This window comes from uncultured Paracoccus sp. (assembly GCF_945915435.1).
Lineage (GTDB): Bacteria > Pseudomonadota > Alphaproteobacteria > Rhodobacterales > Rhodobacteraceae > Paracoccus.
This window is the reverse complement of record NZ_CAMEFG010000026.1, coordinates 1-24,210: the sequence shown is the minus strand read 5'-3', so window position 1 is coordinate 24,210 and position 24,210 is coordinate 1. Positions and strand designations below refer to the sequence as shown.

Annotated in this window: 25 protein-coding genes, 2 tRNA genes and 2 pseudogenes; 18 read left to right on the top strand and 11 right to left on the bottom strand. The window is 64.5% G+C overall.

The window, feature by feature from the left end:
* Positions 1-10 precede the first annotated feature (10 nt).
* Positions 11-256, bottom strand: coding sequence for a hypothetical protein (locus Q0O97_RS10265; RefSeq protein WP_294928380.1), 246 nt, complete (start codon positions 254-256; stop codon positions 11-13).
* 186 nt (positions 257-442) lie between these two features.
* Between Q0O97_RS10265 and Q0O97_RS10260 the strand changes: the two genes are divergently transcribed.
* The 6 genes and pseudogenes from Q0O97_RS10260 (at position 443) to Q0O97_RS10230 (ending at position 4,425) form a co-directional block, all read left to right on the top strand.
* The gene (locus Q0O97_RS10260) at positions 443-835 is read left to right on the top strand and encodes an ABC transporter substrate-binding protein (protein ID WP_294928377.1); all 393 of its coding nucleotides are present in this window, start codon (positions 443-445) and stop codon (positions 833-835) included.
* Positions 832-1,338 (top strand): ABC transporter substrate-binding protein, encoded by a 507-nt coding sequence (locus Q0O97_RS10255; protein ID WP_294928374.1) that lies wholly within the window; start codon positions 832-834, stop codon positions 1,336-1,338. Before Q0O97_RS10260 ends, Q0O97_RS10255 begins: the two co-directional genes overlap by 4 nt.
* Positions 1,335-2,350, top strand: a pseudogene (locus tag Q0O97_RS17475) (iron chelate uptake ABC transporter family permease subunit). Before Q0O97_RS10255 ends, Q0O97_RS17475 begins: the two are co-directional and overlap by 4 nt.
* Complete coding sequence (locus Q0O97_RS10240; RefSeq protein WP_294928365.1) at positions 2,340-3,296, top strand: iron chelate uptake ABC transporter family permease subunit; 957 nt, start codon at positions 2,340-2,342, stop codon at positions 3,294-3,296. The pseudogene Q0O97_RS17475 and the gene Q0O97_RS10240 overlap by 11 nt, the downstream one beginning before the upstream one ends.
* Entirely contained in the window at positions 3,293-4,051 is a 759-nt protein-coding gene (locus Q0O97_RS10235) for an ABC transporter ATP-binding protein (RefSeq protein WP_294928362.1), read from the top strand. Before Q0O97_RS10240 ends, Q0O97_RS10235 begins: the two co-directional genes overlap by 4 nt.
* On the top strand, positions 4,048-4,425 hold the full coding sequence (locus Q0O97_RS10230) for a hypothetical protein (protein WP_294928359.1): 378 nt from the start codon (positions 4,048-4,050) through the stop codon (positions 4,423-4,425). Before Q0O97_RS10235 ends, Q0O97_RS10230 begins: the two co-directional genes overlap by 4 nt.
* A gap of 218 nt (positions 4,426-4,643) precedes the next feature.
* Here the strand turns inward: Q0O97_RS10230 and Q0O97_RS10225 are convergent.
* Positions 4,644-4,900: pseudogene (locus tag Q0O97_RS10225) on the bottom strand (transposase); the annotation flags it as partial.
* A 242-nt stretch (positions 4,901-5,142) separates the two neighbouring features.
* Here Q0O97_RS10225 and Q0O97_RS10220 point away from each other — a divergent pair.
* From Q0O97_RS10220 to Q0O97_RS10205, 4 genes are all read left to right on the top strand, one after another.
* Entirely contained in the window at positions 5,143-5,610 is a 468-nt protein-coding gene (locus Q0O97_RS10220; RefSeq protein WP_294928356.1) for a hypothetical protein, read from the top strand.
* A 62-nt stretch (positions 5,611-5,672) separates the two neighbouring features.
* A complete protein-coding gene (locus Q0O97_RS10215) occupies positions 5,673-6,032 on the top strand; it encodes a hypothetical protein (RefSeq protein WP_294928353.1) in 360 nt (119 codons plus the stop codon).
* A 53-nt stretch (positions 6,033-6,085) separates the two neighbouring features.
* A complete protein-coding gene (locus Q0O97_RS10210; protein ID WP_294928350.1) occupies positions 6,086-6,646 on the top strand; it encodes a hypothetical protein in 561 nt (186 codons plus the stop codon).
* 94 nt (positions 6,647-6,740) lie between these two features.
* Complete coding sequence (locus Q0O97_RS10205) at positions 6,741-8,192, top strand: hypothetical protein (protein WP_294928347.1); 1,452 nt, start codon at positions 6,741-6,743, stop codon at positions 8,190-8,192.
* A 721-nt stretch (positions 8,193-8,913) separates the two neighbouring features.
* On the opposite strand, the gene Q0O97_RS10200 is transcribed toward Q0O97_RS10205, so the two are convergent.
* The 7 genes from Q0O97_RS10200 to Q0O97_RS10170 all read right to left on the bottom strand — a co-directional run bounded on the left by Q0O97_RS10200 (position 8,914) and on the right by Q0O97_RS10170 (position 13,723).
* A tRNA-Phe gene (locus Q0O97_RS10200) sits at positions 8,914-8,989 on the bottom strand.
* Positions 8,990-9,063: 74 nt separating this feature from the next.
* Complete coding sequence (gene yacG, locus Q0O97_RS10195) at positions 9,064-9,219, bottom strand: DNA gyrase inhibitor YacG (protein ID WP_294928344.1); 156 nt, start codon at positions 9,217-9,219, stop codon at positions 9,064-9,066.
* Positions 9,216-10,268: a ribonuclease E/G gene (locus Q0O97_RS10190; protein WP_294928341.1), complete on the bottom strand. Its 1,053-nt coding sequence runs from the start codon at positions 10,266-10,268 to the stop codon at positions 9,216-9,218. The genes yacG and Q0O97_RS10190 overlap by 4 nt, the downstream gene beginning before the upstream one ends.
* Positions 10,265-10,855 (bottom strand): Maf family protein, encoded by a 591-nt coding sequence (locus tag Q0O97_RS10185; RefSeq protein ID WP_294928338.1) that lies wholly within the window; start codon positions 10,853-10,855, stop codon positions 10,265-10,267. Before Q0O97_RS10185 ends, Q0O97_RS10190 begins: the two co-directional genes overlap by 4 nt.
* 34 nt (positions 10,856-10,889) lie before the next feature.
* Entirely contained in the window at positions 10,890-11,108 is a 219-nt protein-coding gene (infA, locus tag Q0O97_RS10180; RefSeq protein WP_294928335.1) for a translation initiation factor IF-1, read from the bottom strand.
* 147 nt (positions 11,109-11,255) lie between these two features.
* Entirely contained in the window at positions 11,256-12,380 is a 1,125-nt protein-coding gene (locus Q0O97_RS10175; protein WP_294928332.1) for a FliM/FliN family flagellar motor C-terminal domain-containing protein, read from the bottom strand.
* Between the two features lie 50 nt (positions 12,381-12,430).
* A complete protein-coding gene (locus tag Q0O97_RS10170) occupies positions 12,431-13,723 on the bottom strand; it encodes a hypothetical protein (RefSeq protein WP_294928329.1) in 1,293 nt (430 codons plus the stop codon).
* Positions 13,724-14,250: 527 nt separating this feature from the next.
* Here Q0O97_RS10170 and Q0O97_RS10165 point away from each other — a divergent pair.
* From Q0O97_RS10165 to Q0O97_RS10130, 8 genes are all read left to right on the top strand, one after another.
* On the top strand, positions 14,251-16,623 hold the full coding sequence (locus Q0O97_RS10165; RefSeq protein ID WP_294928326.1) for a cache domain-containing protein: 2,373 nt from the start codon (positions 14,251-14,253) through the stop codon (positions 16,621-16,623).
* Entirely contained in the window at positions 16,620-17,240 is a 621-nt protein-coding gene (locus Q0O97_RS10160) for a response regulator (protein ID WP_294928323.1), read from the top strand. Before Q0O97_RS10165 ends, Q0O97_RS10160 begins: the two co-directional genes overlap by 4 nt.
* A gap of 67 nt (positions 17,241-17,307) precedes the next feature.
* Positions 17,308-19,053: an arginine--tRNA ligase gene (gene argS / locus Q0O97_RS10155; protein WP_294928320.1), complete on the top strand. Its 1,746-nt coding sequence runs from the start codon at positions 17,308-17,310 to the stop codon at positions 19,051-19,053.
* Between the two features lie 66 nt (positions 19,054-19,119).
* Complete coding sequence (locus tag Q0O97_RS10150) at positions 19,120-20,271, top strand: SPOR domain-containing protein (protein ID WP_294928317.1); 1,152 nt, start codon at positions 19,120-19,122, stop codon at positions 20,269-20,271.
* Between the two features lie 8 nt (positions 20,272-20,279).
* Positions 20,280-21,260, top strand: coding sequence for a glycoside hydrolase family 3 protein (locus Q0O97_RS10145; protein ID WP_294928314.1), 981 nt, complete (start codon positions 20,280-20,282; stop codon positions 21,258-21,260).
* 51 nt (positions 21,261-21,311) lie between these two features.
* Positions 21,312-22,124 carry a ScpA family protein gene (locus Q0O97_RS10140; RefSeq protein WP_294928311.1) on the top strand — a complete coding sequence of 271 codons (813 nt, stop codon included), beginning with the start codon at positions 21,312-21,314 and terminating at the stop codon, positions 22,122-22,124.
* Between the two features lie 71 nt (positions 22,125-22,195).
* Positions 22,196-22,795, top strand: a complete 600-nt coding sequence (scpB, locus tag Q0O97_RS10135; protein WP_294928443.1) for an SMC-Scp complex subunit ScpB — start codon at positions 22,196-22,198, stop codon at positions 22,793-22,795.
* A 13-nt stretch (positions 22,796-22,808) separates the two neighbouring features.
* The gene (locus tag Q0O97_RS10130; RefSeq protein ID WP_294928308.1) at positions 22,809-22,994 is read left to right on the top strand and encodes a hypothetical protein; all 186 of its coding nucleotides are present in this window, start codon (positions 22,809-22,811) and stop codon (positions 22,992-22,994) included.
* Here the strand turns inward: Q0O97_RS10130 and Q0O97_RS10125 are convergent.
* A complete protein-coding gene (locus Q0O97_RS10125; protein WP_294928306.1) occupies positions 22,991-24,058 on the bottom strand; it encodes a 2'-deoxycytidine 5'-triphosphate deaminase in 1,068 nt (355 codons plus the stop codon). The two genes, Q0O97_RS10130 and Q0O97_RS10125, sit on opposite strands and share 4 nt — an antisense overlap.
* Before the next feature lie 70 nt (positions 24,059-24,128).
* A tRNA-Pro gene (locus Q0O97_RS10120) sits at positions 24,129-24,206 on the bottom strand.
* Between the last annotated feature and the right edge of the window lie 4 nt (positions 24,207-24,210).

Genomic DNA, 24,210 nt, shown 5'->3' with positions numbered 1-24,210 from the left:
TTATGTTGTTTTACAGAAAGGGGAAAGACAACCTTGCAGGAACGGAAAGCCAGATTCCTGCAGCGAAGAACGGTCCCTCGGCGAGTGGCTGGCCGCAGTCATTACTACTTGTTGCTACGGCCCCTGAAAGCTGCAAGGCAGGCGAAGAGAGGTTGGAAACGAGTGCCGCCTTGCCGATGATGGGAGAGAAAACGGACCGAATATTCAGCTTGGCAAAAGCGATCCGGCGGAATTTCTCTGCCTGGAGATCTTCCATAAGATTTTACCGTGCACTCCATTAGATTGCGCGCGGTTATGCGTTTGTATTCCAATTCGGATCAAAAATATCTAAAAATTTACTCAGGCTTTATTGACCTCGAATATCCTCTGAATTAGAGAATGGCATATCAAGCGGCATTCGTGCCGCTTTCAAAGCTGTCTCCCTCTCTGGTGAGGATATTCGATGATAAAGCCCTTCGCGTTCGCGCTTATGACCATCCATGCGGTTGCCGGTGCGGCCCTGGCGGAAGAAATCGCGGTAACACATGCCCAAGGCGAAACCGTCCTGCAAGCGGTGCCGCAATCCGTCATGGTCACCGACTGGGCCGCTTTCGACATTCTGACGGCCCTTGGCGTCCCGGTTGAGGGCGTGCCCGCGTCGGTGGCACCCGGCCATCTGGCGGACAAGGTGACGGATGAGATGCAGCGCATCGGTTCGTTGCAGGAGCCCGATATCGAAGGGATCGCGGCTGCCGCGCCGGATCTGGTGATCATCGGGGGACGGTCGCGCACATCCTACGGCACCATCTCGCGACTGGCGCCGGTGATCGACATTTCCGTGACAGCGGGGCGGTGATCGACGGGGCGAAGGCCAATATCGCGATGCTGGGCAAGGCCTTCGACCGCGAAGATCAGGCCGGCGAGTTGATCGCGAACCTCGACGCGAAGGTCGAGGAAGCCAGGGCCGCAGCCGCTGGCAAGGGCACGGCGCTGGTGATCGTAACGAATGGCGGCAAGATCGGGATCTATGGTCCCGAATCGCGCGTGTCGTGGCTTTACAACACGCTGGACGTGCCCTCGGTCTTTGATGAGGTGGACGACCGCGATGCGATCACCTTCGAATATCTGCTGCAAGCCAATCCCGACTGGCTGTTCGTGGTCGATCGCGATGCCGGTGTCGGCTCGGGTGGCGAATCCGCGCATCGGCTTCTGGACAATGATCTGATCCATCAGACGAATTTCTGGCAGAACGACCGGGTCGTCTATCTGGACCCCGCCGCCTCTTACGTGACGATGAAGGGTTATGACGCGCTGATGCTGCTGCTGGATCAGGTGATCGAGGCCTATGATATGAAATGAGACCGCGCGCCCGGTCGTGTGACCGGGCAGCGCCTCCCTCCAGACAGGCAAAGCCAGTGTATTCCCTTGCCTTCGGCATCGTCGTCACAGCCATCCTCGCCCTGATCAGCCTGACCATCGGGGCCGCCGACATGTCCCTGTCGGCGCTGTTTTCCGGCGAGGATCAGGCGGCGCAGGTCTTGCAGATCAGCCGCATTCCCCGGACCCTGGCGATCATGCGGGCGGGATCGTCGCTCGGCATCGCCGGGCTGGTCATGCAGATGATCGTGCGCAACCGCTTCGTGGAACCGTCCACGACCGGGACCACCGAATCCGCCATGCTGGGCTTTCTGACGGTGACCCTGCTGGCCCCCGGCTGGCCGGTCATGGCCAAGATGGCGGTGGCGGCGGCTTTGCGTTTCTGGGCACGCTGCTGTTCCTGCGCCTGCTGAAATTCGTGCCTTTGCGCGAGGTCGTTCTGGTGCCGCTGGTCGGCATCATGCTGGCCGGGGTGATCGGGGCGGTGACCGGTTTCGTCGCCTATCGCTACAACCTGCTGCCCTCGGTCCTTGTCTGGAGCATGGGGGATTTCTCGGGCGTGCTGCGCGGGCGCTATGAACTGCTGTGGCTGGGGCTGGTCTGCACGCTGGTCGCCGGGCTTGCCGCCGACCGCTTCACGGTCGCTGGCATGGGGCGCGAGTTCACGACGAACCTTGGCCTGAACTACCAGCGGCTGATAGTCATGGGGCTGGCCATCGTTTCGGTCATCGCGGCGGTCTGTCTCGTGTCCGTCGGGGCGATCCCGTTTCTGGGGCTGGTGGTGCCGAACGTGGTCAGCCTGATGATCGGCGACAACATGCGCCGCGCGGTGCCCTGGGTCACCATCGGCGGCGCAGCTTTCGTGCTGGCGGGTGACATATTGGGGCGGCTGGTGCGCTACCCCTACGAAGTGCCGATCAGCGTGGTGGTCGGCGTGATCGGCAGCGGTGTTTTCATCGCGCTTCTACTGCGGAGGCGCCCGAATGCCGCTTGACCGCCCGCGCATGGTCCTGCTGGTGCTGGCGGCGCTGGCGCTGGTCAGCATCGCCTGTTTCATGACGTTGGGCGTTCGCGGCAACTGGGGTTTCGTGCTGCAATTCTGCGGGCAGAAGCTGGCCGGGCTGCTGCTGGTCGCCTGTTCGGTCGCGGTTTCGACGGTGCTGTTCCAGACGGTGACGAGCAACCGCATCCTGACCCCTTCGATCATGGGGTTCGACGCGCTGTTCATCCTCGTCCAGACCTCGATCGTCTTTTTCCTCGGCACCGGCACCTTCGCCCTGATGGACCCGCATCTGCGCTTTGGCCTCGAGGTCGCGCTGATGGTAGGCTTTTCCGGCCTGCTGTTTCGCTGGCTGTTTCTGGGCGAAGAGCGCAGCCTGCATCTGGTGGTGCTGATCGGGATCGTCTTCGGCATCTTCTTCCGCAGCCTGTCGAATTTCATGCAGCGCCTGCTGGACCCGAACGCCTTTCAGGTGTTGCAGGACAGCTTCTTCGCCAGTTTCTCGACCATCGTCCCGACGCTGCTGGGGCTGTCATGGGGGATCGTCGGGGTTCTGACGCTGGTGCTGTGGCGCATGGGGCATTGCTTCGACGTGCTGTCGCTTGGCAGGGCGCAGGCGATCAGCCTTGGCGTGAACTACCGGCGCGCGGTCATCGCGATCCTGATGATCGTCTCGGTGCTGGTGGCGGTCTCGACCGCTCTGGTCGGGCCGGTCACCTTCTTCGGCCTGCTGGTCGCCAGCCTCGCGCATGGGCTGGTCGGCAACAGCCGTCACCGTTACGTCCTGCCCGCGGCGGTGCTGCTGGCCGTCATCTGCCTTGTCGGCGGCCAGACGCTGATGGAGCGGGTCTTCGCCTTCGACACCGCCCTGTCGATCATCATCGAATTCGTGGGCGGCATCACCTTCATCATCCTGGTCATAAGGGGGGCCGCCAGATGATCGTCGCAAACGGGGTCAGCAAGCGGTATGGCACGGGGCCGGTCGTCGATGACGTGACTGTCACGCTGCCTGCGGGCGGGGTGACCTCGATCATCGGGCCGAACGGCGCTGGCAAGTCCAGCCTGCTGTCGATCATCAGCAGGTTGTCGCGCCCCGATGCGGGCAGCGTCACCGTGGACGGGCTGGACGTGGCCACCACGCCGGGCGACGTGCTGGCGCGGCGGCTGTCGATCCTGCGGCAGGACAACCACATGACCGCGCGGCTGACGGTGCGCGATCTGGTCACCTTCGGGCGTTATCCGCACAGCAAGGTCCGCCTGACCATCGAGGACAAGGACCATGTCGACGGGGCGCTGGACTATCTTTCGCTTGACGATCTCGGCGACCGTTTTCTGGACGAACTCTCCGGCGGGCAGCGCCAGCGGGCCTTCGTGGCGATGGTGCTGTGTCAGGACACCGATTACGTGCTGCTGGATGAGCCGCTGAACAATCTGGACATGAAGTATTCTGCCGCGATGATGAAGCTTCTGCGCCGCGCCGCGACCGAATTGGGCAAGACCGTGGTCATGGTGCTGCACGACATCAATTTCGCCTCGCGCTATTCCGACCATATCGTCGCGATGCGGGACGGCAGGGTGGTCCGCCAAGGCCCGCCGGACGCCGTCATCACCACGCAGGCACTGCGCGAGATCTACGACATGGAGATCCGCGTGCGCGAGATCGACGGCCACCGCCTGGCGCTGTTCTATGAATGAGGGCCGCGAAACCCGGATCCGGATATCCGCCAGCGGCCGGTTTGCCGGGCTACTCGAACCGCGCGGCCATCCTGCCGGACGAAATCACGCTTGAACGTCTTGGTCGCGATAAGGTTTATCAATGCTGCGCGCTTTATCGCGGATCTTTATCTGCCTCTGGGCAAGATCAGGCTGTCGCCAGCGCCCTGGCTGCAGCCGACTCGAGCGCGATCCGGGCATTGGGAATATGCTGGCCGGCTCAGAACCGACCCTCAGCGGTCACCGATCCGGTGCAACGCGGCTTTTCAATTCTGGGCCGCCGCCGAAAGCTGGCGGTCGAAAGTGGCAAGCTGGCCGACATGCGCCTTCGCCAGGGCCAGCAGACAGGTATCTAGTCTTACTGCGTCACAAACGGCTTTGCGGATCGCGGTTGGCTCGTGCGCAGCAGGGACATCGGAGAAAGCTGCGGGCGAGCGCTCCGGCGAGGCGTCGGCGGATGGTGGTGATCGAGTTCCAGACGTGGCGCTCGGGTCTGATCAGCGTCGAGAACCGCAGGGAATGGGAGGTTCCGTGCCATTTTGGGGGCCGATTGGCGCTGAGGGGGAATCGTCTCCCGTTCGGAGCTGAGGAACCCATAGGCGGCGATGCATAAGCTGGCATGATGGTGGAAGCCTCGCCAGCCGCGATCTTCGAAGTGACCCGGTCCGAGTTCCTGCTTGAGTTCGCGATAGTCGCGCTCGATCCTCCAGCGCAGCTTCGCCTTGGCGACGAGTTCATCCAGCGGCGTGTCGGCCGGAAGGCGGACAGCCAATACTTGAGCGGTTCGGCGTCATCGTCGCGCCATTCGATCATCAGCCATTCTTCGGGGCGTGGTTGCGTCAGGTTGCAATCGCGCGCGTGATGTCAAGAACTGGATTCAGGACAAGAGGCCATATAGTTCCACGACGGAGAAAGATTATCTGGCGCAAGTCGAGCGTTGCCCGAGAATCTATAATGCCAATCGTCTGGAGGATATCCCGTCCAGCGTTGATTCTTTTGCTGTGCGGTTCAAGAGAAATCACTTTCCTGCGGGTTTCAAAACACCGGATGCCTATCAGGCTTGGCGCAGGAAGATGATCGCCATCCTCAAACGGTTTAACGGCGAATTCGCGTCAAAGGCACAGCGCATAAGCCGGAAAGACGGATGGACGGAGCTGCTGGATGTTTGCGTTTCCCTGCTTGAGGTGGAGGGAGGCAGCAACATGCAGAAGTTCATACCGATCCGTCTTCTGGCCGATGAGTCCCGAAAGGCCGATCAACAACCCGACCAATTGACCGAGCCATTCCTGATGGGACTCAGCGAGGCGTTGCGCGGAACGCAACGGAGGTCGGTCCGCAACGTAATACGAAACTTGGAGATCATGCGTCAGAGCTCGCTTGCTCTCGATGCGCTATTGCCGTCCGGGCCTCTTCCTGATCTCGCCAAGGTTCGTCACTCCGGGCAGATGCCGCTTCCGGAACATCTGAAGGTTCAGCTTGATCGGCTGGTCGAGGATCTGGGCGGGGGCGTATATGACGAGGTTCTTGATGAAAAAACTTGACGGCAAAAGCGCGGCCACGCTTGGAACTTATCGGGCCGCGCTCAATAAATACTTAGTCGGCCATGAAGGTCGGCCTGCTGCCACTGACATGCGACATCGCCGATGCATTTACCAGGGATGTCTTTGTTTCCGTTCTGCGTGGCTGGATCGCCGAAACGGACACGGCCAAGAAGATATCCGATCGTTCGATGAGATCCTATGTCGGAATACTGCGTATGGCCGCGGTTCGGCTCAATTCCCAGATCATACCGCTGATGGACAAGACGCTCAATGCGAACCGGAACATGGGCAAGGGCTTTGAGGATGGCAAGCGTATGCCGGAGCATGTGTGGCTGTTTTGCAGCCGTCTGGTCCGGGAACGGCGCGCGGAGCTTACCTTCCTGTCGCTCCACCTGCAGTTCGAAAACAGGCGCTTGCTCTGATCGAGAAGCCTGACGCCGACACATATGACGACGAGCGCATCATTCAATTCGGAATGCTGGCGGCAGTCTGCGCCGTCGGCCTGTGGGCTGTGCCTCTGCGGCTGGGTAACCTGATCCGGTTGCGGCACCAGGGCAAACAGCCCACCCTGGTTTTGCCTTACGGATCTCGCGATCGGGCCCATATCCTGATCGGCGCGCAGGACGTCAAGAACTGCAGGCCGATCCGTGCGCCGATTTCACAGGGCCCCACCCGCGATCTTGAGGTCCTTCAATGGTATATCGATGAAAATCGGCCCCGCACCCCTTGGGCAGAGCAGTCCCCGTTCCTGTTCCCGGGATATCACGGCACCCTGATTGGCCAGAAAACCTTGGGGGATTGGCTGACCAATCACACCCGCGCAATCGGCCTGCCGATGACTCCCCGCAATCTGCGGCACGGCCTGGCAACACTGCACGACAAATACCATCCCGGTGATTACGCCGGGGCCGCGAGGCTTCTGTGCAATACGCTGCAAACGGCGCGCCAGTATTACGCCTGGATCGATGAGGGGGCCGAGATGCGCAATATCAAGCAGGAAGTCGCCAAGCTTGGAGGTTTCAGCGATGAGCTGTAATTCGTCTTGAGCCGGTCAGCGCCGCGAAAATATCCACTCCATCCTCACGCAGCCGCACTGGGACGGCATCCGCGATGTTGATCGCATCGAAAAAATGATCGGCAATGGCGAATTCACCGTGGCGGCGCTCCAGAGATTGAACGCGATCATGCTGAATGTGCAGGAGAAGGGGCGGGCTTTCGAAACGGTGACCGATTTCACCGCAGGTTGGAGCAAGGTCGAACTCTGGAACACCAGGGCTGCGATGTTTGCGATCTTTGAAAATGGGCCGTTGCTGCGGGCAATTGACCGGGTCATCGCAAATCACGGTCGCTCGGATCGAAAGCCATCTCCACGTCGTGCCCGACGGTTTTCGGTTTTTCCGGATGAGCTTCCCGGGCCTTGGCAGGCCGCATTCCGCGATATGGACGCCGGATATCCGGGCGAAAATGGTACCGTCTCGTCGCCAGCAATGATCCTGACCATGAAGGCGAAGGCCTGCGAATTCATCCGGCATGCGCGAGATACCGGCCTGGCGGAAGACCTCTCTATTCCTGCAGCCATCGCTTATGAACGCTCGCTCGGGACGCGCGAAAAGCCATTGAGTGCCAGGACCATCCTGTCGGCCATCCGCCAGATCCGTGACCTGGGCCGCTATATCGGTGTGGAGAATGAGCTGCTTGTTTACCTGGCTTCCCGCATTCGTATTCATGAGAAAAGGTCGCAGGGAGCCATTCCGCAGAAAGAGGCGAAGATCCAGACCTTGCCGGACTACTCCCAGATCTTCGGCATGGCGCTCGACATGCTCGGGCGGGCGGCCATGACCCGCAATGCGCGCTCGGCACAGCGGCTGAGGAATATGGCCGTGGCAATTACCCTGTTTTCGCCGTTCCCGTTGCGTGCTGCCGATACGCAGCTGCGCTTTGGGGATCAAATTCTCTGGGATGGTGGCGAATATCGCTTTGACCTGATCGTTTCCAAGACCCAGCGGCGTTTCGTAGCCCTGGTCATCCCGGTCTTCGGCTGGTTCATTGATCAGCTTGTGCTGCAGGGGAGCGGGCCGGAACATCTCGCGGATATTCGTGCGGAATGTTTCCAGCAGCACCGGCTGCTCTTGGTCAACTATGACGATAGCGCAGCCCATCAGCTCATGGTCAGCTATTACTGGGGCGAGGCGTTGGCCACGGGCTATCATGCGGCCCGAACCCACCTGCATGATGCGTCGGGCGACTGGGCAGTCGCGGCGTGGAGCTGGCCATGCGGTCCTGCGGCCAGAGGTCCGAGCGGACCGCAGAGGCTTACAGGACCCGAGCTTTCGAGATGCCCACCCGTGAACGCGCGCGCAGCGATATGGCCGGTGCCATCATGGATGCGGAATGGAAAGAGTTCTTTGGCGACGACACCTGATGCGAGTGCGCCTGAATACGCCATCCCGACGACGTGCCCGGGTCACATATCAGCTACGCCGATCAGCGCCATGAGTTCTGTCTCTTCCAGAATCCTGATCGGACGGCCCGCCGCCCGCATTTTTTCGGCCCTGCGATGCTTGCCGCTTTATGTGCGGTAGGTGGCGCGCCGAACGCCCTGCATCTCCCCGATCAGCCGATCATGGCGCTCGGCGAGCAGATCACCAGCTTACGCGAGTCCCGGGTCATCGCAACGTAGAGGTTCTTCCTGTTCTTCGCCGCATCGCGATTAAAGTCGTTCGCGTCCAGAATGACGGCGACGTCACCTTATAGCGCCTTGAGCAGAAGCGGGCTTCCCACGGCTCTTGCGGGCAGAAGTCGTCCGAGGATGCGCTGCTGTTCGCGGATGCGCTTTGCTGCCTCAAGGAAACTCACATTGGAGCCGGACGATCGGAGGGCCTTGATGCAAGGGCGCAGGATTTCCGGCCGGGATGTCCGGGCATCCCTTTTCTGTCTCCGTCGAAACGAGCGCCATGTGCAGACACATCGACCGACACGGCCGACAAGCAAACTGGACCCGTATGCAGGGAAGCTGTCAGGCTGGCTGGTGGACGGGCGGCGCAAGTAGCGCAAGGACCGGCGCACCGCCAAGCAGATGCATGCCGATCTGGTTCGGCTTGCCCATGACGACTCGTATTTCGTGCTCCTAGTTTTTCAGATGGGCGAGATCCAGGAGAGGCAGTGAACGATCATCGGCGACCGGCTTCGCTTTGGCGACGATGTGCCAGATGCCCCGGTGTCCCCAAAGTGTCCCCAAATGCTATTCCGCAACGTAATCGAACGACGCAGAAACCTTAGGACCCTGTTTTCCTTTAATGAAAATGGTGCCCGGAGGCGGATTCGAACCACCGACACGCGGATTTTCAATCCGCTGCTCTACCAACTGAGCTATCCGGGCGCCTTGCCATCGGCTGGCGTAGGCGCGTTGTTAGGCCAGCTTGTGGGTGCTGTCCAGAGCGAAAAGGCAAAAAATCATTCTTCCTCGGTGCCCGGACGGACGGGTTCGGCGGGGATGCGGTAATCGCCCCGCAGCCACTTGGCCAGATCGACGTCGGCGCAGCGTTTCGAGCAGAAGGGCCGGTATGCCTCTGCCGAGGGCTTGCCGCAGATGGGGCAGGACGCGCTCATGCTTCGGTCCTCAGACGCGTCAGCGGGATGCGGTCGCGTTTGCGGTTGATTTCGTAAAGGCCCATCGCGGTCCATCCGATCAGCACGGTTTCGGCGGCCTCGCGTTTGAAGGCGGATCTGAGAACCTGTTCCAGCGTGCCGCGGTCGCGCTTGGGCATCGGGGCGAAGTCGATGACGATCTGGCCACCGATGCCACGCAGGCGCAACTGCCGCGGCAGGTCGCGGGCCAGCGCGATATTGGCCTTGAGACCCGCGGCGGGGCTGTGATCCGCGCCCGTATTCACGTCGATCGCCGTCAGGGCCGAGACAGACTCGACCGCCGCCCACGCCCCGCCGTCCAGCGCGGTTCGGGGCGTCAGAAGCTGTTCGACCTGATGGGCGATGCCGCAATCCTCCATCGCCTGCGGACCCTCGACGACATCGGTCGGCTGATCGTCGGCCCAATCGCACCAGGCGATGTCGGCGGGTGTCGGGGCGTCCAGCAAAAGCTCGGGCGCCTGACCCTTGTCGGCCAGGATGGCCCTGGCGATTTCAAGAAGCTGGTTCAGCTCGGCCGTGATATCTTCGGCGTCGGCCTGGGCGGCGATGCTGCGAAAGATCAGGCCAAGCGAGGCACTGTCATCCGCCAGCGCGGTTTGGCCCAGGTCGCCAAGCCAGCCGCGCAACTGTTCGTCCCGGATCCGGCGCGAGACGTTCACGCCCGGCGCGCCCGGCGTGATGATGACGTGCCGCCCGCGAAACAGCAGGCGCGAAGAGACGGGGATTGCCTTGCCGCCCTCGGCAACGCCCGTGACCTGGACAAGAAGCGCCTGGCCTTCGCGCAGGCCGCTGCGGTCGCGCAGATAGCCGCTTGCGCCGCCGGGCAGTTTCACGAAGACGCCGCCCTGGCCCTTGATCAGCCGCTCGACCCGCGCGCGGCAGATCGCGCCCGGCGCGACAGGGATATCGGCACCGGGGTCGAACGCCAGGTCCTGAACCTGGCCGTCCTGAACCAGCGCCGCGGCGTCGCGTCCGAAAAGCGGGCCAAGAATGATCTGTCTGCCCTTCATCGCGCGCCTCCGGTGATGCCGATGCTGGCCAGCAGCGTCGCGGTTTCAGCCAGCGGCAGCCCGACGATGGCGGTAAAGGACCCCTGCATCCACGGGATGAAAGCGGCGGCGCGGCCCTGGATCGCATAGCCCCCGGCCTTGCCCTGCCATTCCAGAGAATCCAGATAGGCTTCGATTTCGGCGCGGCCCAGCGGGCGAAACCGCACGATGGATTCGACCAGTCGCTCGGCCCGCCGGGACGGGGCGCCAAGGGCCACGGCGGTCATCACCCGGTGGCGGCGTCCAGACATCAGGCCAAGGAAGAATCGCGCCTCGTCCCGGTCCTGCGGTTTGCCCAGGATGCGGCGCCCGACCGATACGACCGTATCGGCGCAAAGCACGGCTGCGCGGTCGCCGCCCTGCAACGCGGCCAGCTTTTCACGCGCCATGCGCCGCGCGTAATCGCGCGGGGCTTCGTCGCGGTGAGGGGTTTCGTCGATATCGGCTGCGGCCACACGATCCGGGCGGATGCCGATCTGGGCAAGCAATTCAAGCCGCCGGGGACTGGCGGAACCCAGGATCAGGGGCAGCGGTTGGGTTGTCTGCACGCTGCCTTGCCGCTGTGCGGGCAGCGCAGGCATGTCACTTGAAGCGGTAATTGATCCGACCCTTGGTAAGGTCATAGGTGTTCATTTCCACCTGAACGCGGTCGCCGGCCAGAACACGGATGCGGTTCTTGCGCATCTTCCCTGCCATATGTGCGACGATCTCATGGCCGTTTTCCAGCTCGACCTTGAACGTCGCATTCGGCAGGAGTTCCTTCACGACGCCAGGAAATTCGAGCATTTCTTCCTTGGCCATGTTTTCTCCTGTTTGGAAGCCCCGTCGGGGCGAATGCAGGCTACATGATGCCATATCTGGCATTTTTCAAGCAGAATCTGGTGTGTTCGGCCAGAAGGCGGGGCGATTCGCGCCAAACCACCCGGCGCGGGGCCGGTCCGCGCCGAATCAGCCATGTCCCCGGGTCTCGGCATGCGGGCTGGCTTGTTGCTGCCGGAAGGCGTCGGGCTGGGTCATGTCGATTTCGTGCAGGGCCGGGTTTGCCGATGACGCGATGGGTGGTTCGGCCTGTGGCCGTGCCGGCTTGCGCAGCCGGATGGCGTGAAAGCCGTGGGTTTCGCCAAATCGCCCCCGGGCCAGCAACTGGCCCGCCGCACTTTCCACGCGCGCCTCGTCAAGCGTGTTGGAGGGCAGGGTGATGACGGACCCCGCGCACAGCGATTTCAGGGCGGCCAGGCTCATCGTCTTGCGGCAAAGAATGCCCACCAGGTCCAGGTTGGCGTTCTGGACAGCCTCGGCCAGGTCGGGGTGCGGCGGTTGCGGGGCGGGGGCTTTCGCGCGGGCGTCGTCAAGCAGGCGCTGGCCGGTATCCGGTCTGGCCTGATCAGGCGGTGTCCGGGGCGTGGGCAGAACCACCATCACCTGTCCGTCGCGCTGCCCCGCCGCGCCCATGCGAAAACGCAGCGAGATCCGGGTATGCGCCCCTTCCTCAAGCATCAGCATCAGCGGGCGGGAATCGTCGAGAAAGCTGGCATAGCTGAAATTCGCGAATTCGGGCAGATCGGGCCGGGGCGCGGGGTCGCGCGCAAGCTCTTTCAACAGCGCGCCGACGAAATCCGCGGTGATCGAGGCATCCGTCCGCGTCGGCTTGCGCATGCGCACGGGACGCGAGGATATGCGGCCGATCGCCTGCATCTCGATCAAGGAGGCGACGACATTGGGGCAAAGCGCGACGACCCCGATGGCATCCCTGCGCCCTTCGACGATGGCCAGCAGGGCGCGCTCGGGCAGCAATTCGGGCAGTTCGGACAGCGAAACCGGGCTGATCGAGACCGATTCGGGAAAAATCGCCAGCCCGTAAAGCGATTCCGCTGCGCGGCCAAGCGCCGTCGTCGCCAGCCGTTCGGCTGTCAGGCGCGGGCTTTCGTCGGGTTTCGCGACGGGTTCGCGCGCATGCGGGGCGATCAGTCGCCGCATGATCTGGTTGTGGGAAAGGCCGCGCGCCACGGCGGCGGCGCCTTCATTCGGGATGGTTTCGTCTGCCAGCGGCTGTGCCATGTCGTCCAGAATCATCGTTGTCAGGCCCGCAGGATGGCAGAGATTCCTTACGAAACCGTTGATTATTACGGTGATGCTTCGGTTTCCTGCACCGCCGCCCACGCGGTTTCCTGCATCCGCCGCGCCAGTTCGGCAGAGGGCGCCCGTGCGGGGCTGCCATCGGCGCGCAGCAGCTCGTGGGGCAATCCGACGGGCGATTCCCCATAGATCGCGGCATAATGCGTCAGCGCGACCAGATAGTTCCCCAGATCGTTGAGGTGGATCGGGTCGCGTTCGCCACCGGGGGAAATCGCAAAGAGGTCGTGACGGGATTTCAACTCGGCGATGCCGTCGGGGGCGGCCTCGGCCTGGGCGATCAGATGCGCCATCGCCTGTCCCGCCGGGATCAGGTGGATCGGCTTGCCGGTGGCGCGGGCGGCGGGCCAAAGCAGATGGCCCTTCCATTCGTCCAGGTCGCCGGGCAGGCGGGCCAGCCAGTCGGGGCTGTCCTGCGTCGAGTGCCAGGTTTCATACAGAAAGACCTGGATATCGGGATTGCCCGCCACCGCCGCCCCGGCCCAGCGGGCGGCATAATCGGCGCTGTCGTGGTAGCGGATGGCATCGGCGAGCGTGACCATCTCGGTCATCACGAAAACGTCATATTCCCCGCTGGCCAGCGCCTCATGCGCGTCGCGATAGCGGGGGTGGTCGTTTTCCTGTGCGAATCCGTTGATGGTCAGGTTCGGCTCGTAATGTTCGCGCAGGCTGGTGCCCCATCCCAACTGGGATTCGTAGCGATGCCCTTCGCCCGCCAGTTGGGCCAGCATGGCGGGCATGTCGCGGGCAACAAGGCTGTGACCCAGATGAAAGACGCGCAGGGGCCGGTCGGGCAGCGTGCGCGGGGTGGCGTAAAGCGCCCCCAGACCCTCGCCCGAATCGCGGGATGCGGCAGGCGGCGCCAGGGTTCCCAGTAATCCCGCCGCCAGCACGCCAAGCCCGGCGGCGGTGAATTGCACGGCCTTGCCGTCCCTTCCCGTCAGCAGGCGGCGAAAGACCAGGGGCGTCAGCGCCGCAAAGGCAAGCGCCGCCAACACCTTGGCCGGGACCAGCGAATGGCCCTGCGCGGTCCATATCCGCAGCAACTGCCCCACCACCAGCGCGGCCAGGGCGACCCATAGCAGGCAAAGCAGCGGGCGCCGCCGGCCGGCCTGCCCATAAGGGCGGCTACCACGCCAGAAAACCGCCAGCGCGACGATCCCGGCCAGCGACATCGCGGCGGTATTGGCAAGGAACGGCCCCGTTCCAACGGCCCGGCCAAGGATGCCGTAGACCAGCAGATCGACGAGGAAACAGGACAGGAAAACCGGAACGAGGGACAAGTAGGGGCGACTTTCATGCTGGTGCTTTGCCCCGATATTGCGAGGACTGCCGCCACCGTTCAAGATGTTCGCTAAAATGCGCCCGAAAGAAAGCACCGCGCCGACAGGATGGCCTGCGGCGCGGGGTAGCAACTGCGACCGGGCAACAAGCCGTCCCGAACGCGGAACGGCGAACAGGGAAAGGCCGCTAGCCTTCGCTCTGGAGTGAGACCGTAAAACCGGCGGCCCCTCCCAACCGATGGGCCGCTGGATGGCCCATTACTCGTTAACCATCGGGCAGGTTTTCCACCTGCCTTCCGCACGCACTGGATAACCGTCAGGCACCTGCAACGATTGGCCGCTGCCCCGCGCCTGCAATCTCTACCGGGATATTTGTTGCATATGCGGGCGCACTGCGTAAGTTCGCGTTGTTACCTAGGCAATACTGCCTACAACCCTGCCATGCGCCTTGACGGACCGACGCCCTTGCCCGACCCGACCGCCTTTTCGCCAGTTCCTGGCGCGCCGACGCCCCAAGGCCGGGCGGCATGAGGTTTTCGCTGGGTGCCGTTCTGGCCTGCTGCCTGGCCGGGCTGCAATTCATGGCGATCCTTGCCGTGGTCTTTTCGTCCTACCTGACGTCCGAGCGCGCGCTGATCACCCATGCCCACGACCTGCTGCGCGATGTCGGCACCAATGCGATCGAGCATTCCAAGGGTTTCCTCAGCCCCGCCCGCGTCGCCGCCGAGCTGTCCGCGCGGCTGGCGCAGAACCGCATCATCGCCAGCGACGATCCCGTCTTGCTGGAGCGGCTGCTGTTTCAGCAACTGCAACTGGCCCCGCAATTCGCCGGCCTGTATTTCGGGGACGAGCAGGGCAATTTCGTCATGGTCATGCGCGACGCCCGCGGCCCGGCCGAGTTTCAGACCAAGATCGTCAGCCATCGCGACGGATTTCGCCAGACCCAACTGATCTGGCGCGACTATGATTTCCAACTGGTCCGAAGCGTGTTCGACCCGCTGGACGAATACGATCCGCGCACCCGGCCTTGGTATGAAAGCGCGCGCGACCGGCTGACGACGATCTGGACGGATCCCTACATCTTCTTCACTTCGCGCAATCCGGGGATCACGCTCGGCTCTCCGGTGATGGGCGAGCAGGATCAACTGCTGGGGGTCGTCGGCGTCGATATCGAGATCAGCAGCCTGTCCGATTTCCTTTCGCTGCTGAAGATCGGGCAGCATGGGCGCGCCGCGATCATCCACCGAAACGGCGACGTGATCGCCCATCCCCGCCAGGAACTGCTGCGGCGCGAGGATGAGAACGGCAACCTGCAATTCGTCAATATCAGGAATTTCGGCGATCCCATCGCGCGCGCCGCCTTTTCACACCTGCTGGCGAACGGCACCATGCAGGTGGGGCAGGAGCAATATTCCCGCTTCCGTCACGGCGGCGAGGATTATGTCGCGGCGATCCTGCCCGTCATCAGCGACATGCTGCCCTGGACCATCGCCGTCTACGCGCCCGAGCGCGATTTCACCGAGCCGATCAAGCGCAACCGGGCGATCAACGTCTGGATCGCGGCGCTGGTCTCGCTGGTGACGGCGGTGCTGGGGCTGACGCTGGCCAATTACATCCACAAGCCGGTCCGTGCCTTCGCGGTGCGTTCCTCGCTGATCGCGCAGGGCGAGGTGGACCCGGCCCAACCCCTGCCGCGCACCTACAAGGAACTGGAAAAGGCCAACGACAACCTGGTCCAGCAGATCGTCGCCCGGCGCGAGGCCGAGCGCGAATATGGCCTGACCTTCGACATGACCTCGCGCGGGATGGCGCAGACGGAACCGGAAACGGGGCGGTTCATCCGCGCCAACTCGCGCTTTTGCCAGATCACGGGCTATGACGCGGACGAGATCCTGCGGATGCGGCTTGCCGACCTGTGCCATCCCGACGATCCCAACCCTTTCCCTGCGGATGGCACGATCCCCGACGATTTCGCCGCCAACCGGGAATTGCGCTGCGTCCGCAAGGATGGCACGGCGTTCCGGGCCTCGGTGAACGCGATCACCATTCGCGACCACGCGGGCAAGCGGCTGCATGCAGTGCTGACGATGGACGACATCACCCATATCAGGGAACAGGAGGAACAGATTTCGGAACTCAGCCGCGAATTGTCGCATCTGGCGCGGGGCAACACGATGGGCGAGATGGCATCCGGGCTGGCGCATGAACTGAACCAGCCGCTGACCGCCATCGCGCAGAATGCCGACAGCGCGCTGGTGACGCTGGAGCATCCTCGCCGGGATGAGGCCGAGTTGCGCGAATTGCTGACCGAGATCGAAAGCCAGGCCCTGCGCGCGGGCGACATCATCCGCGCGCTTCGCGCCTTCATCCGCAAGGACGAGGGGCGCGACACCGTTTTCGACATCGCCGAACTGATCGAACAGACCTGCCACCTGGTCCGGGCCGAGGCCACCGAGGCAGGCGTCGCGGTCATCCGCCGACTGGACCCCTTGCCGCCCGTCAAGGCCAACCGCGTCCAGATCGCGCAGGTTCTGGTCAACCTGCTGCGCAACGCGATCGAGGCCATCGCCAGCATCAGCCGCAACGAACGCACGGTCGTCATCCGGGGCCGGTGCGAGGGCGGGCAGATCCATATCTGCGTCGAGGATACCGGCCCCGGCGTGCCGGAGAACGTCAAGCTCTTTTCCCAATTCGAGACGACGAAACCCGAGGGCATGGGCCTTGGCCTGTCGATCTGCCGGTCCATCATCCAGGCCAACGGCGGCAGGCTGTGGCACGAAAAGGGCGTGTCGCCGGGGGCCTGTTTCTGCTTTACCGTCAATCAGGACCGGGAAACCGCGGACGATGCCGCCCGGCATCTGGCCGCCGGTCCGCAACCACTGGACGAACCCAGGACATGACCGAGATCGAACTGACCGTTTTCGTCGTCGATGACGACCACGACATCAGGACCGCCCTGTCGCGATCCCTGCGCAAGCGCGGCTATCAGGTCGAAAGCCATGATTGCGCGGAATCCTTTCTGCAAGGCTACGACGGCAGGCGCGCGGGCTGCCTTGTGCTGGATTACGGCATGCCGGGGATGACGGGGCTTGAGTTGCAGGCCCATCTGGCGGGCATGGATTGCCCGCTGGCGGTCATCTTCATCACCGGCCACGGCGGCGTGCCGGAATCGGTGCAGGCGATCAAGCAGGGCGCCATCGACTTCCTGGAAAAGCCCTTCCGCCAGGCGGTGCTTCTGGAACGGATCGAGGCCGGCTTCGACCTGATCCGGCAGAAATTGCAGACATGCCGCAAGGAAAGGCAGGCCGCGGCCCTGTTCGACCGGCTGACCGCGCGCGAACGCGAAATCGTGGACCGGATGGTGGAAAACCCCTCGGCCATATCCAGCAAGGAAATCGGCGCCCGGCTGGGGATCAGCCCGCGCACGGTCGATCACCACCGCGCGCGCATCCTGGAAAAGCTGCAAATGAAATCCGTGGCCGAGGTGATTGCCCATGCCCGCCATCAACGCGGCTGAGACGGCCCGCGGTTGACGGGACCGCCTCGGGGGCGTTATCCCGCATCTCGACCTGTGGATGGAAAAAATGAACCTCTTCTCTGATATTCGCGCCTGCGTGATCGATGCGCTGGCCGGGATGGCGGCAGCGGGCGAACTGCCCGAGGGCCTGGATACGGGCGCCGTCACGGTCGAGCCGCCCCGCGACCCCGCCCACGGCGATATGGCGACCAATGCCGCGATGGTGCTGGCCAAGCCCGCCCGCCGCAAACCCCGCGAGATCGCCGAGGCGCTGGCCGCGCGGCTGCAAGGCGACGACCGCATCACATCCGCCGAGGTTGCCGGGCCGGGCTTTCTGAACCTGCGCATCGCCGCCGACGAGTGGCGCAAGGTCCTGCGCGTGGCGTTGGAATCGGGGGCGGATTTCGGACGCTCGGACATGGGGCAGGGGCGCAAGGTCAACGTCGAGTTCGTCAGCGCCAACCCGACCGGGCCGATGCATGTCGGCCATACGCGCGGCGCGGTCTTTGGCGATGCGCTGGCCGCGCTTCTGGATTTCGCGGGCCATGACGTCACGCGCGAATATTACATCAACGACGGCGGCGCGCAGGTCGATGTGCTGGCGCGCTCGGCCTATGAACGCTACCGCGAGGCCAATGGGCTGGAGCCTGCGATTTCCGAGGGGCTTTATCCCGGCGATTACCTGATTCCCGTCGGCCAGAAGCTGAAAGAGCAATATGGCGACAGCCTGATCGACCGCCCCGAAGCCGAATGGCTGCCCCAGATCCGCGAATTCGCCACCGCCGAGATGATGGCGATGATTCGCGGCGACCTGGCCATGCTGGGCGTCAGCATGGACGTCTATTCCAGCGAAAAGGCGCTTTACGGCACCGGCAGGATCGAAAGCGCCATCGACCGGCTGCGCGCGCAGGGGCTGATCTACGAAGGCGTGCTTGAGCCGCCCAAGGGCAAGATCCTGGACGATTGGGAGCCGCGCGAACAGACGCTGTTCCGCTCGACCCGATTCGGCGACGACGTGGACCGGGCGATTCGGAAATCGGACGGCCAGTGGACCTATTTCGCCCCCGACATCGCCTATCACTGGGACAAGATCGAACGCGGGTTCGATCTGCTGATCGACGTGCTTGGCGCCGATCACGGCGGCTACGTCAAGCGGATGCAAGCGGTCGTCAAGGCGCTGTCGGACGGGCGAGTGGCCCTGGATGTCAAGCTGATCCAGCTTGTCCGCCTGTTCAGGAACGGCGAGCCGTTCAAGATGTCCAAGCGCGCCGGCACCTTTGTCACCCTGCGCGACGTGGTGGAACAGGCGGGGCGCGACGTCACCCGCTTTCACCTGCTGACGCGCAAGAACGACGCCGCGCTGGATTTCGATTTCGCGCGCGTGCTGGAGCAGAGCAAGGAAAACCCCGTCTGGTATGTGCAATATGCCAGCGCGCGGGTGAACTCGGTCCTGCGGCGCGCGGCGGAACTGGGCGCGGACGTGTCCGATACGGCGCTGGCCGACGCCGAACTGGGCCGCCTCAGCCATCCGGCCGAGATCGAACTGATGCGCAAGGTTGCCGAATGGCCACGCATCGTCGAGATCGCCGCCCGCGCGAACGAGCCGCATCGCATCGCATTTTTCCTGTATGACATCGCTTCCGAGCTGCATTCGCTGTGGAATCGCGGCAATGACGAGATGTCCCTGCGCTTCGTTCAGGAAAACGATCTGGATGAAACGGCTGCAAAAATCGCATTGGCGCGCGCCGTCGGCGTTGTCATTTCCGCCGGTCTTGGTATTCTTGGCGTAATTCCGGCAACTGAAATGCGCTGACAAAGGCGCCGGGCCGGATTACGAGCAGTCAGGTTAAAGCCGGATCAACCGGCAGGCAGGCAGGATATGGCAGTGGTTGATTTCCGCTCGGGCGGTTTCATTGGCGCGCAGCCGCGGCAGGTGCGCGACTATCCCTATGGGCAGGACCCTCGTTATCAGTCGTCGCAGGATTGGCAGGATGACGACCAATGGGAAGACGATCGTTATCACGCGGATGAACATGCACCGGTGGCGCAGGATGCCTCGGTCATCGGGCGCGTGGGGCGGCTGACGCATTACGTCGGCGCGGTCGTCTCGGTCGGGCTGATGCTGATGCTGCTGTTCTGGGGTTATGATCTGGTCATGCGCGACGTGTCCGGCGTTCCCGTGATTCGCGCGATGGAGGGCGAGGCCCGCACCGCCCCCGACGATCCCGGCGGCCAGCTTGCGGCGCGCACGGGGCTGGCCGTGAATTCGGTCGTGGCGGGCGTCGCCTCGGGTCCGGCGAATCAGGTGGCCATCGCGCCCGAGCCGACCGGCCTGGGGGATGAGGACCTGCCGATGGGCGAATTCGGCGCAACCGCGCGCCAGCCCTCGCGCGAGACCGAGCTGCCCCTGGACCAGTCCACCGCCCCCGTCGTCGCCCTGAGCGATGCCGAAGCCGCCGCTGCCGCCGCCGAAATGGCCGCGGTCGAGGCCGCCATCGTGGACGCCCCCGCCACCGAAGGCCCGGTGAACGAGGCGGTGACCGACCTTGACGGCCATGTCGCCGCGCCCGACGCGATCAACGCCGTCCTGGCCGAAGTGACCGGGGTCACGGCACCGGCGGCAGGCGGCATCAGCAGCTCGCCCCGCCCCGCCCCGCGCCCGCGCCAGGTCGCATCGGCCGCACCCGCGACGCCGGCAAGCGCCGCTGCTCCGGCTGCCGAGGCGGCGCCTGCACCCCCGGCGGCTCCGGTCCAGCGAGTGGCGCCAAATGCGCTGGCCTCGGGCGCGCCGCTGGTTCAGATCGGCGCATTTGACAGCAACGCGCTGGCCGAAGGCGAATGGGGCCGCATCTCGGGCAAATACGGATCGTTGTTTTCCGGCAAGGCGCAGGTCATCCAGGAAGCGCAAAGCGGTGGCCGCACCTTCTGGCGCCTGCGCGTCGCCGGTTTCGACAGCCGCGACGAAGCCCGCCAGTTCTGCGCGGCGCTGGTTGCGCAAGGCACCGACTGCATCCCGGCCACGGCACAGTGACCGTTCCAGTGACCGGCGCGACCATCCTTGGCGGCATCGCCGGTCCCGACCTTTCCCCGTCCGAGCGGGATTTTTTCCGCGAGGCCGATCCCTGGGGCTTCATTCTTTTCGCGCGCAATGTCGATACGCCCGACCGCCTGCGCCGCCTGACGCAGGATCTGCGCGAATCGGTGGGCCGCGACGCCCCCGTGCTGGTCGATCAGGAAGGCGGCCGCGTCCAGCGCCTGCGCGCGCCCAACTGGACCGACTGGTCTGATCCCCGGCGGCAGGCGGCGGCGGGTGAACGTGCGGTCTGGCTGACCCATTACCTGATGGGCCGCGAACTGGCCGATTGCGGGATCGACACCGATTGCGCGCCCTGCCTGGATATCGCGGGCGCGGCGACGCATCCCTTTTTGCGCAACCGCTGCCTTGGCGAGGACGCCGGGACCGTCGCCCGCCTTGGCCGCGTTGCGGCGGACGGGTTGTTGCAGGCGGGCGTCCTGCCCGTCATCAAGCACCTGCCCGGCCACGGTCGCGCGCAGGTGGACAGCCACCACGACCTGCCCGTGATCGACGCCCCGCTGGCCGAGATCGAGGCCAGCGATTTCGCCCCCTTCCGCGCGCTTGCCGATCTGCCGCTGGCCATGACCGCCCATGTCCGGCTGTCCGCGGTGGACGACGCGCCCGCCACCGCCTCGGGCCGGGTGATCGCGCTGATCCGCGAAAGGATCGGCTTCGACGGGCTGCTGATGACCGACGATATCGGCATGAAGGCGCTGTCCGGCACGCATGGCGAACGCGCCGCCGCCGCGATCCGCGCGGGTTGCGATGTCGTCCTCAGTTGCAACGAAACCCTGCCCGAGATGGAGCGGATCGTCGCCGCCTCGGGTCGCCTGACCCCCGCCGCCGCCGCGCGGGCCGATCGCGCGCTGCGCCAGCGCGGGCAGGCGCAGGACCACGACGCGGCAGCCCTGCGGGCCGAACTGGCGCAACTGCTGCTTGGTTGACTCCGCCCCTTTCATGCCGGATTCTGCGGCGATCACCCGCAGGGCGCAGCGATGACCAAGGTTCCCTATCTGACCCCCGTTCCCGACGAGCAACCCTCGGTCGAGAAACGCCTCGCCGACGAGGTGCTGGTCGTCGATGTCTCGGGCTATGAGGGGCCGCTGGACCTGCTGCTGACGCTGGCGCGGGTGCAGAAGGTCGATCTGATGCAGATCTCGGTCCTTGAACTGGCCGAGCAATATCTGGCCTTTGTCGAGGAAGCCCGCCAGCTTCGCATCGAGCTGGCCGCCGATTACCTGGTCATGGCCGCCTGGCTGGCCTTCCTGAAATCGCGCTTGCTGCTGCCCCCCGACCCCGAGGCCGAAGGGCCAAGTGCCGAGGACATGGCCGCCCATCTGGCCTTTCAACTCGAACGCCTGAATGCCATGCGCGAGGCCGCGGCGCGGCTGATGGGCCGCGACAGGCTGGGCCAGCAGCGATTTGCACGCGGTGCGCCCGAACATGTCCAGCGCCACCGCCAGACCCGCTGGCAGGCCGGGCTGCTGGACCTGATGCGGGCCTATGCGCGGCTGCGCACCCGCGACGAATTCCGCCCCTATGCCTTCGACCGCCGCGATGTCTTCACGATGGAACAGGCGCTTGAGCGGGTGCGCAACCTGATCGGCTATGCGGGCGACTGGACGCAGCTTGCCGATTTCCTGCCCGAAGGCTGGGGGGGCGATCCCACCCGCCGCCGGTCGGCCACGGCGGCGACCTTTGCCGCGACGCTGGAACTGGCCCGGCAAGGCGCGGTCGAGATCCGGCAGGGCGAAACCTTCGCGCCCATCTCGATCCGGCGCCGCATTGAGATAACAGGACAATCGTGAACGACGACGCCCATATTCCGGTGGATCAGACGCCGCATTTCCCCCCTCCGCCCCTGCCCGAGCAGGAACGGATGGTCGAGGCGATCCTTTTTGCCTCGGCCGCGCCCATGTCGCTGCGCGATATCGCGGCGCGCATGCCCGCCGGATGCGACCCGGCCGAGGTCATGCCGCGCCTGTCCGAACGCTATCGCGACCGTGGCGTGCAACTGGCCCGCGTGGGCGATGGCTGGGCCTTCCGCACGGCTGGCGACCTGGCCTTCCTGATGCGCGACGAGGCGGTCGAGACGCGCCGCCTGTCCCGCGCCGCGACCGAGACGCTGGCCGTCATCGCCTATCACCAACCCGTCACCCGCGCCGAGATCGAAGAGATTCGCGGCGTTGCGGTGAACCGTGGCACGCTGGATCAGTTGATCGAGATGGAATGGGTGCGTGTCGGGCGGCGGCGCATGACGCCGGGCCGTCCGGCGACCTTCGTCGTGACCGAGACCTTTCTTGACCATTTCGGCCTTGAAAGCGCCCGCGACCTGCCCGGCCTGGCCGAATTGCGCGCCGCCGGCCTGCTGGAATCGCGCCCGAGGACCGAGGGGCTGGGACCGAACCTGTTCGACGCCGGGACCACGCCCGATGAGGTGGACGACGCCCCCGCCGACGACCTGTTCGAGGATGAATGAAGGAGTAGCCGCCATGAGCATGAACCGCCTTGTCCATATGCTTCTTCGCATGCTGATGCGCCGAGGCGTAAACTGGGGCGTTCGCCGGGCGACGCGCAAGCCGGGACAGGGTTCACCCACCCCGCAATCGCGGGTCGAGCGTGAGGCCGTCAAGCGCGGACGCCAGGCCGCGCGGCTGCTGCGCCGCATGGGGCGCTAGCGGAACTGCTTGGCCAGCTTCAACCCCTGCCCCTGATAATTCGACGCGATTCCAGCGCCATAGAGGGTCTCGGGCCGCTGCGCCATGCGCTCGTATATCAGCCGTCCGACGATCTGGCCGTGTTCCAGCGCAAAGGGGGCCTCGTGGCAGCGGACCTCAAGCACGCCGCGCGCGCCGTGACCGGCGGCGCCATAGCCGAAACCGGGATCGAAGAAACCCGCATAATGGACCCGGAATTCGCCCACCATCGCCAGATAGGGCGACATTTCTGCCGCGTAATCGGGCGGGATCGTCACCGATTCGCGGCTGACGAGGATATAGAAGGCGCCGGGATCCAGGATCAGGTGGCTGTCCTCGGCCCGCAACTCATCCCAGAAATCGCGTGCGTCATAGCTGGCGATCCGGTCCAGGTCGATCACGCCGGTATGGGGCCGCGCGCGATAGCCGACCAGATTGCCGTCGGCGGGGCGCAGGTCGACGGAAAAGCCCAACCCCTCGTCGATCAGGGGCTGGCCGTTCACCAGCGGCTCGGCAGCATGCAGGCTGTGCAATTCGGCATCGGTCAGGATGGATTGGCCCCGGCGCAGGCGCAACTGGTTCAGCCGCATGCCGGGGCGGACCAGGACCGAAAAGGACCGGGGGCAGATCTCGGCATAAAGCGGGCCGTCGTAGCCTGCGGGCAGCCGGTCGAACTCGGTCCCGTTGTCGGTGACAAGCCGGGTCAGCAGGTCCAGCCGTCCGGTCGAGGACTTGGCGTTTGCCACCGCGTCCAGCCCGGCGGGCAGGGTCAGGCGTTCGTTCAGCGGAACCAGGTAGACGCAGCCCTTTTCCAGCACGGCGCCGCCGGTCAGATCCATGCGGTGCATCTCGAATTCGGGCAGGCGGTCGCTGACCTTGTGATCGCGCCCGGTCAGGAACGAGGCGCGCAGCCGCCAGGCGGTGTTGCCAAGGCGCAGGTCAAGGCTGGCGGGTTGCACCTGTTCGGGCAGGATCGGGGTATCGGACCGGATCGCGCCTTGCCGGATCAGGTCGCGCAGGGCGCTGTCGGGCAGAACACCATTCATGCAATTCTCCTTGCAGGGCGGGCCGGGAAAAGGAAACGCCCGCCCCACGAAGGGACGGGCGTTTTCCGATTGGTCGGGCCGGCGAGATTCGAACTCGCGGCCTTCCGCCCCCCAGACGGACGCGCTAACCAGGCTGCGCCACGGCCCGACGC

Coding starts and splice junctions, on each gene's coding strand:
- Q0O97_RS10260 (WP_294928377.1), top strand. CDS start 443: ATGATAAAGCCCTTCGCGTTCGCGCTTATGACCATCCATGCGGTTGCC.
- Q0O97_RS10140 (WP_294928311.1), top strand. CDS start 21,312: ATGACCAAGGTTCCCTATCTGACCCCCGTTCCCGACGAGCAACCCTCG.
- Q0O97_RS10265 (WP_294928380.1), bottom strand. CDS start 256: ATGGAAGATCTCCAGGCAGAGAAATTCCGCCGGATCGCTTTTGCCAAG.
- Q0O97_RS10240 (WP_294928365.1), top strand. CDS start 2,340: ATGCCGCTTGACCGCCCGCGCATGGTCCTGCTGGTGCTGGCGGCGCTG.
- Q0O97_RS10210 (WP_294928350.1), top strand. CDS start 6,086: ATGCTGGCGGCAGTCTGCGCCGTCGGCCTGTGGGCTGTGCCTCTGCGG.
- Q0O97_RS10150 (WP_294928317.1), top strand. CDS start 19,120: ATGGCAGTGGTTGATTTCCGCTCGGGCGGTTTCATTGGCGCGCAGCCG.
- Q0O97_RS10125 (WP_294928306.1), bottom strand. CDS start 24,058: ATGAATGGTGTTCTGCCCGACAGCGCCCTGCGCGACCTGATCCGGCAA.
- Q0O97_RS10130 (WP_294928308.1), top strand. CDS start 22,809: ATGAGCATGAACCGCCTTGTCCATATGCTTCTTCGCATGCTGATGCGC.
- Q0O97_RS10175 (WP_294928332.1), bottom strand. CDS start 12,380: ATGATTCTGGACGACATGGCACAGCCGCTGGCAGACGAAACCATCCCG.
- Q0O97_RS10205 (WP_294928347.1), top strand. CDS start 6,741: ATGATCGGCAATGGCGAATTCACCGTGGCGGCGCTCCAGAGATTGAAC.
- scpB (WP_294928443.1), top strand. CDS start 22,196: ATGGTCGAGGCGATCCTTTTTGCCTCGGCCGCGCCCATGTCGCTGCGC.
- Q0O97_RS10190 (WP_294928341.1), bottom strand. CDS start 10,268: ATGAAGGGCAGACAGATCATTCTTGGCCCGCTTTTCGGACGCGACGCC.
- argS (WP_294928320.1), top strand. CDS start 17,308: ATGAACCTCTTCTCTGATATTCGCGCCTGCGTGATCGATGCGCTGGCC.
- Q0O97_RS10220 (WP_294928356.1), top strand. CDS start 5,143: ATGATCGCCATCCTCAAACGGTTTAACGGCGAATTCGCGTCAAAGGCA.
- infA (WP_294928335.1), bottom strand. CDS start 11,108: ATGGCCAAGGAAGAAATGCTCGAATTTCCTGGCGTCGTGAAGGAACTC.
- yacG (WP_294928344.1), bottom strand. CDS start 9,219: ATGAGCGCGTCCTGCCCCATCTGCGGCAAGCCCTCGGCAGAGGCATAC.
- Q0O97_RS10230 (WP_294928359.1), top strand. CDS start 4,048: ATGAGGGCCGCGAAACCCGGATCCGGATATCCGCCAGCGGCCGGTTTG.
- Q0O97_RS10235 (WP_294928362.1), top strand. CDS start 3,293: ATGATCGTCGCAAACGGGGTCAGCAAGCGGTATGGCACGGGGCCGGTC.
- Q0O97_RS10160 (WP_294928323.1), top strand. CDS start 16,620: ATGACCGAGATCGAACTGACCGTTTTCGTCGTCGATGACGACCACGAC.
- Q0O97_RS10215 (WP_294928353.1), top strand. CDS start 5,673: ATGAAGGTCGGCCTGCTGCCACTGACATGCGACATCGCCGATGCATTT.
- Q0O97_RS10165 (WP_294928326.1), top strand. CDS start 14,251: ATGAGGTTTTCGCTGGGTGCCGTTCTGGCCTGCTGCCTGGCCGGGCTG.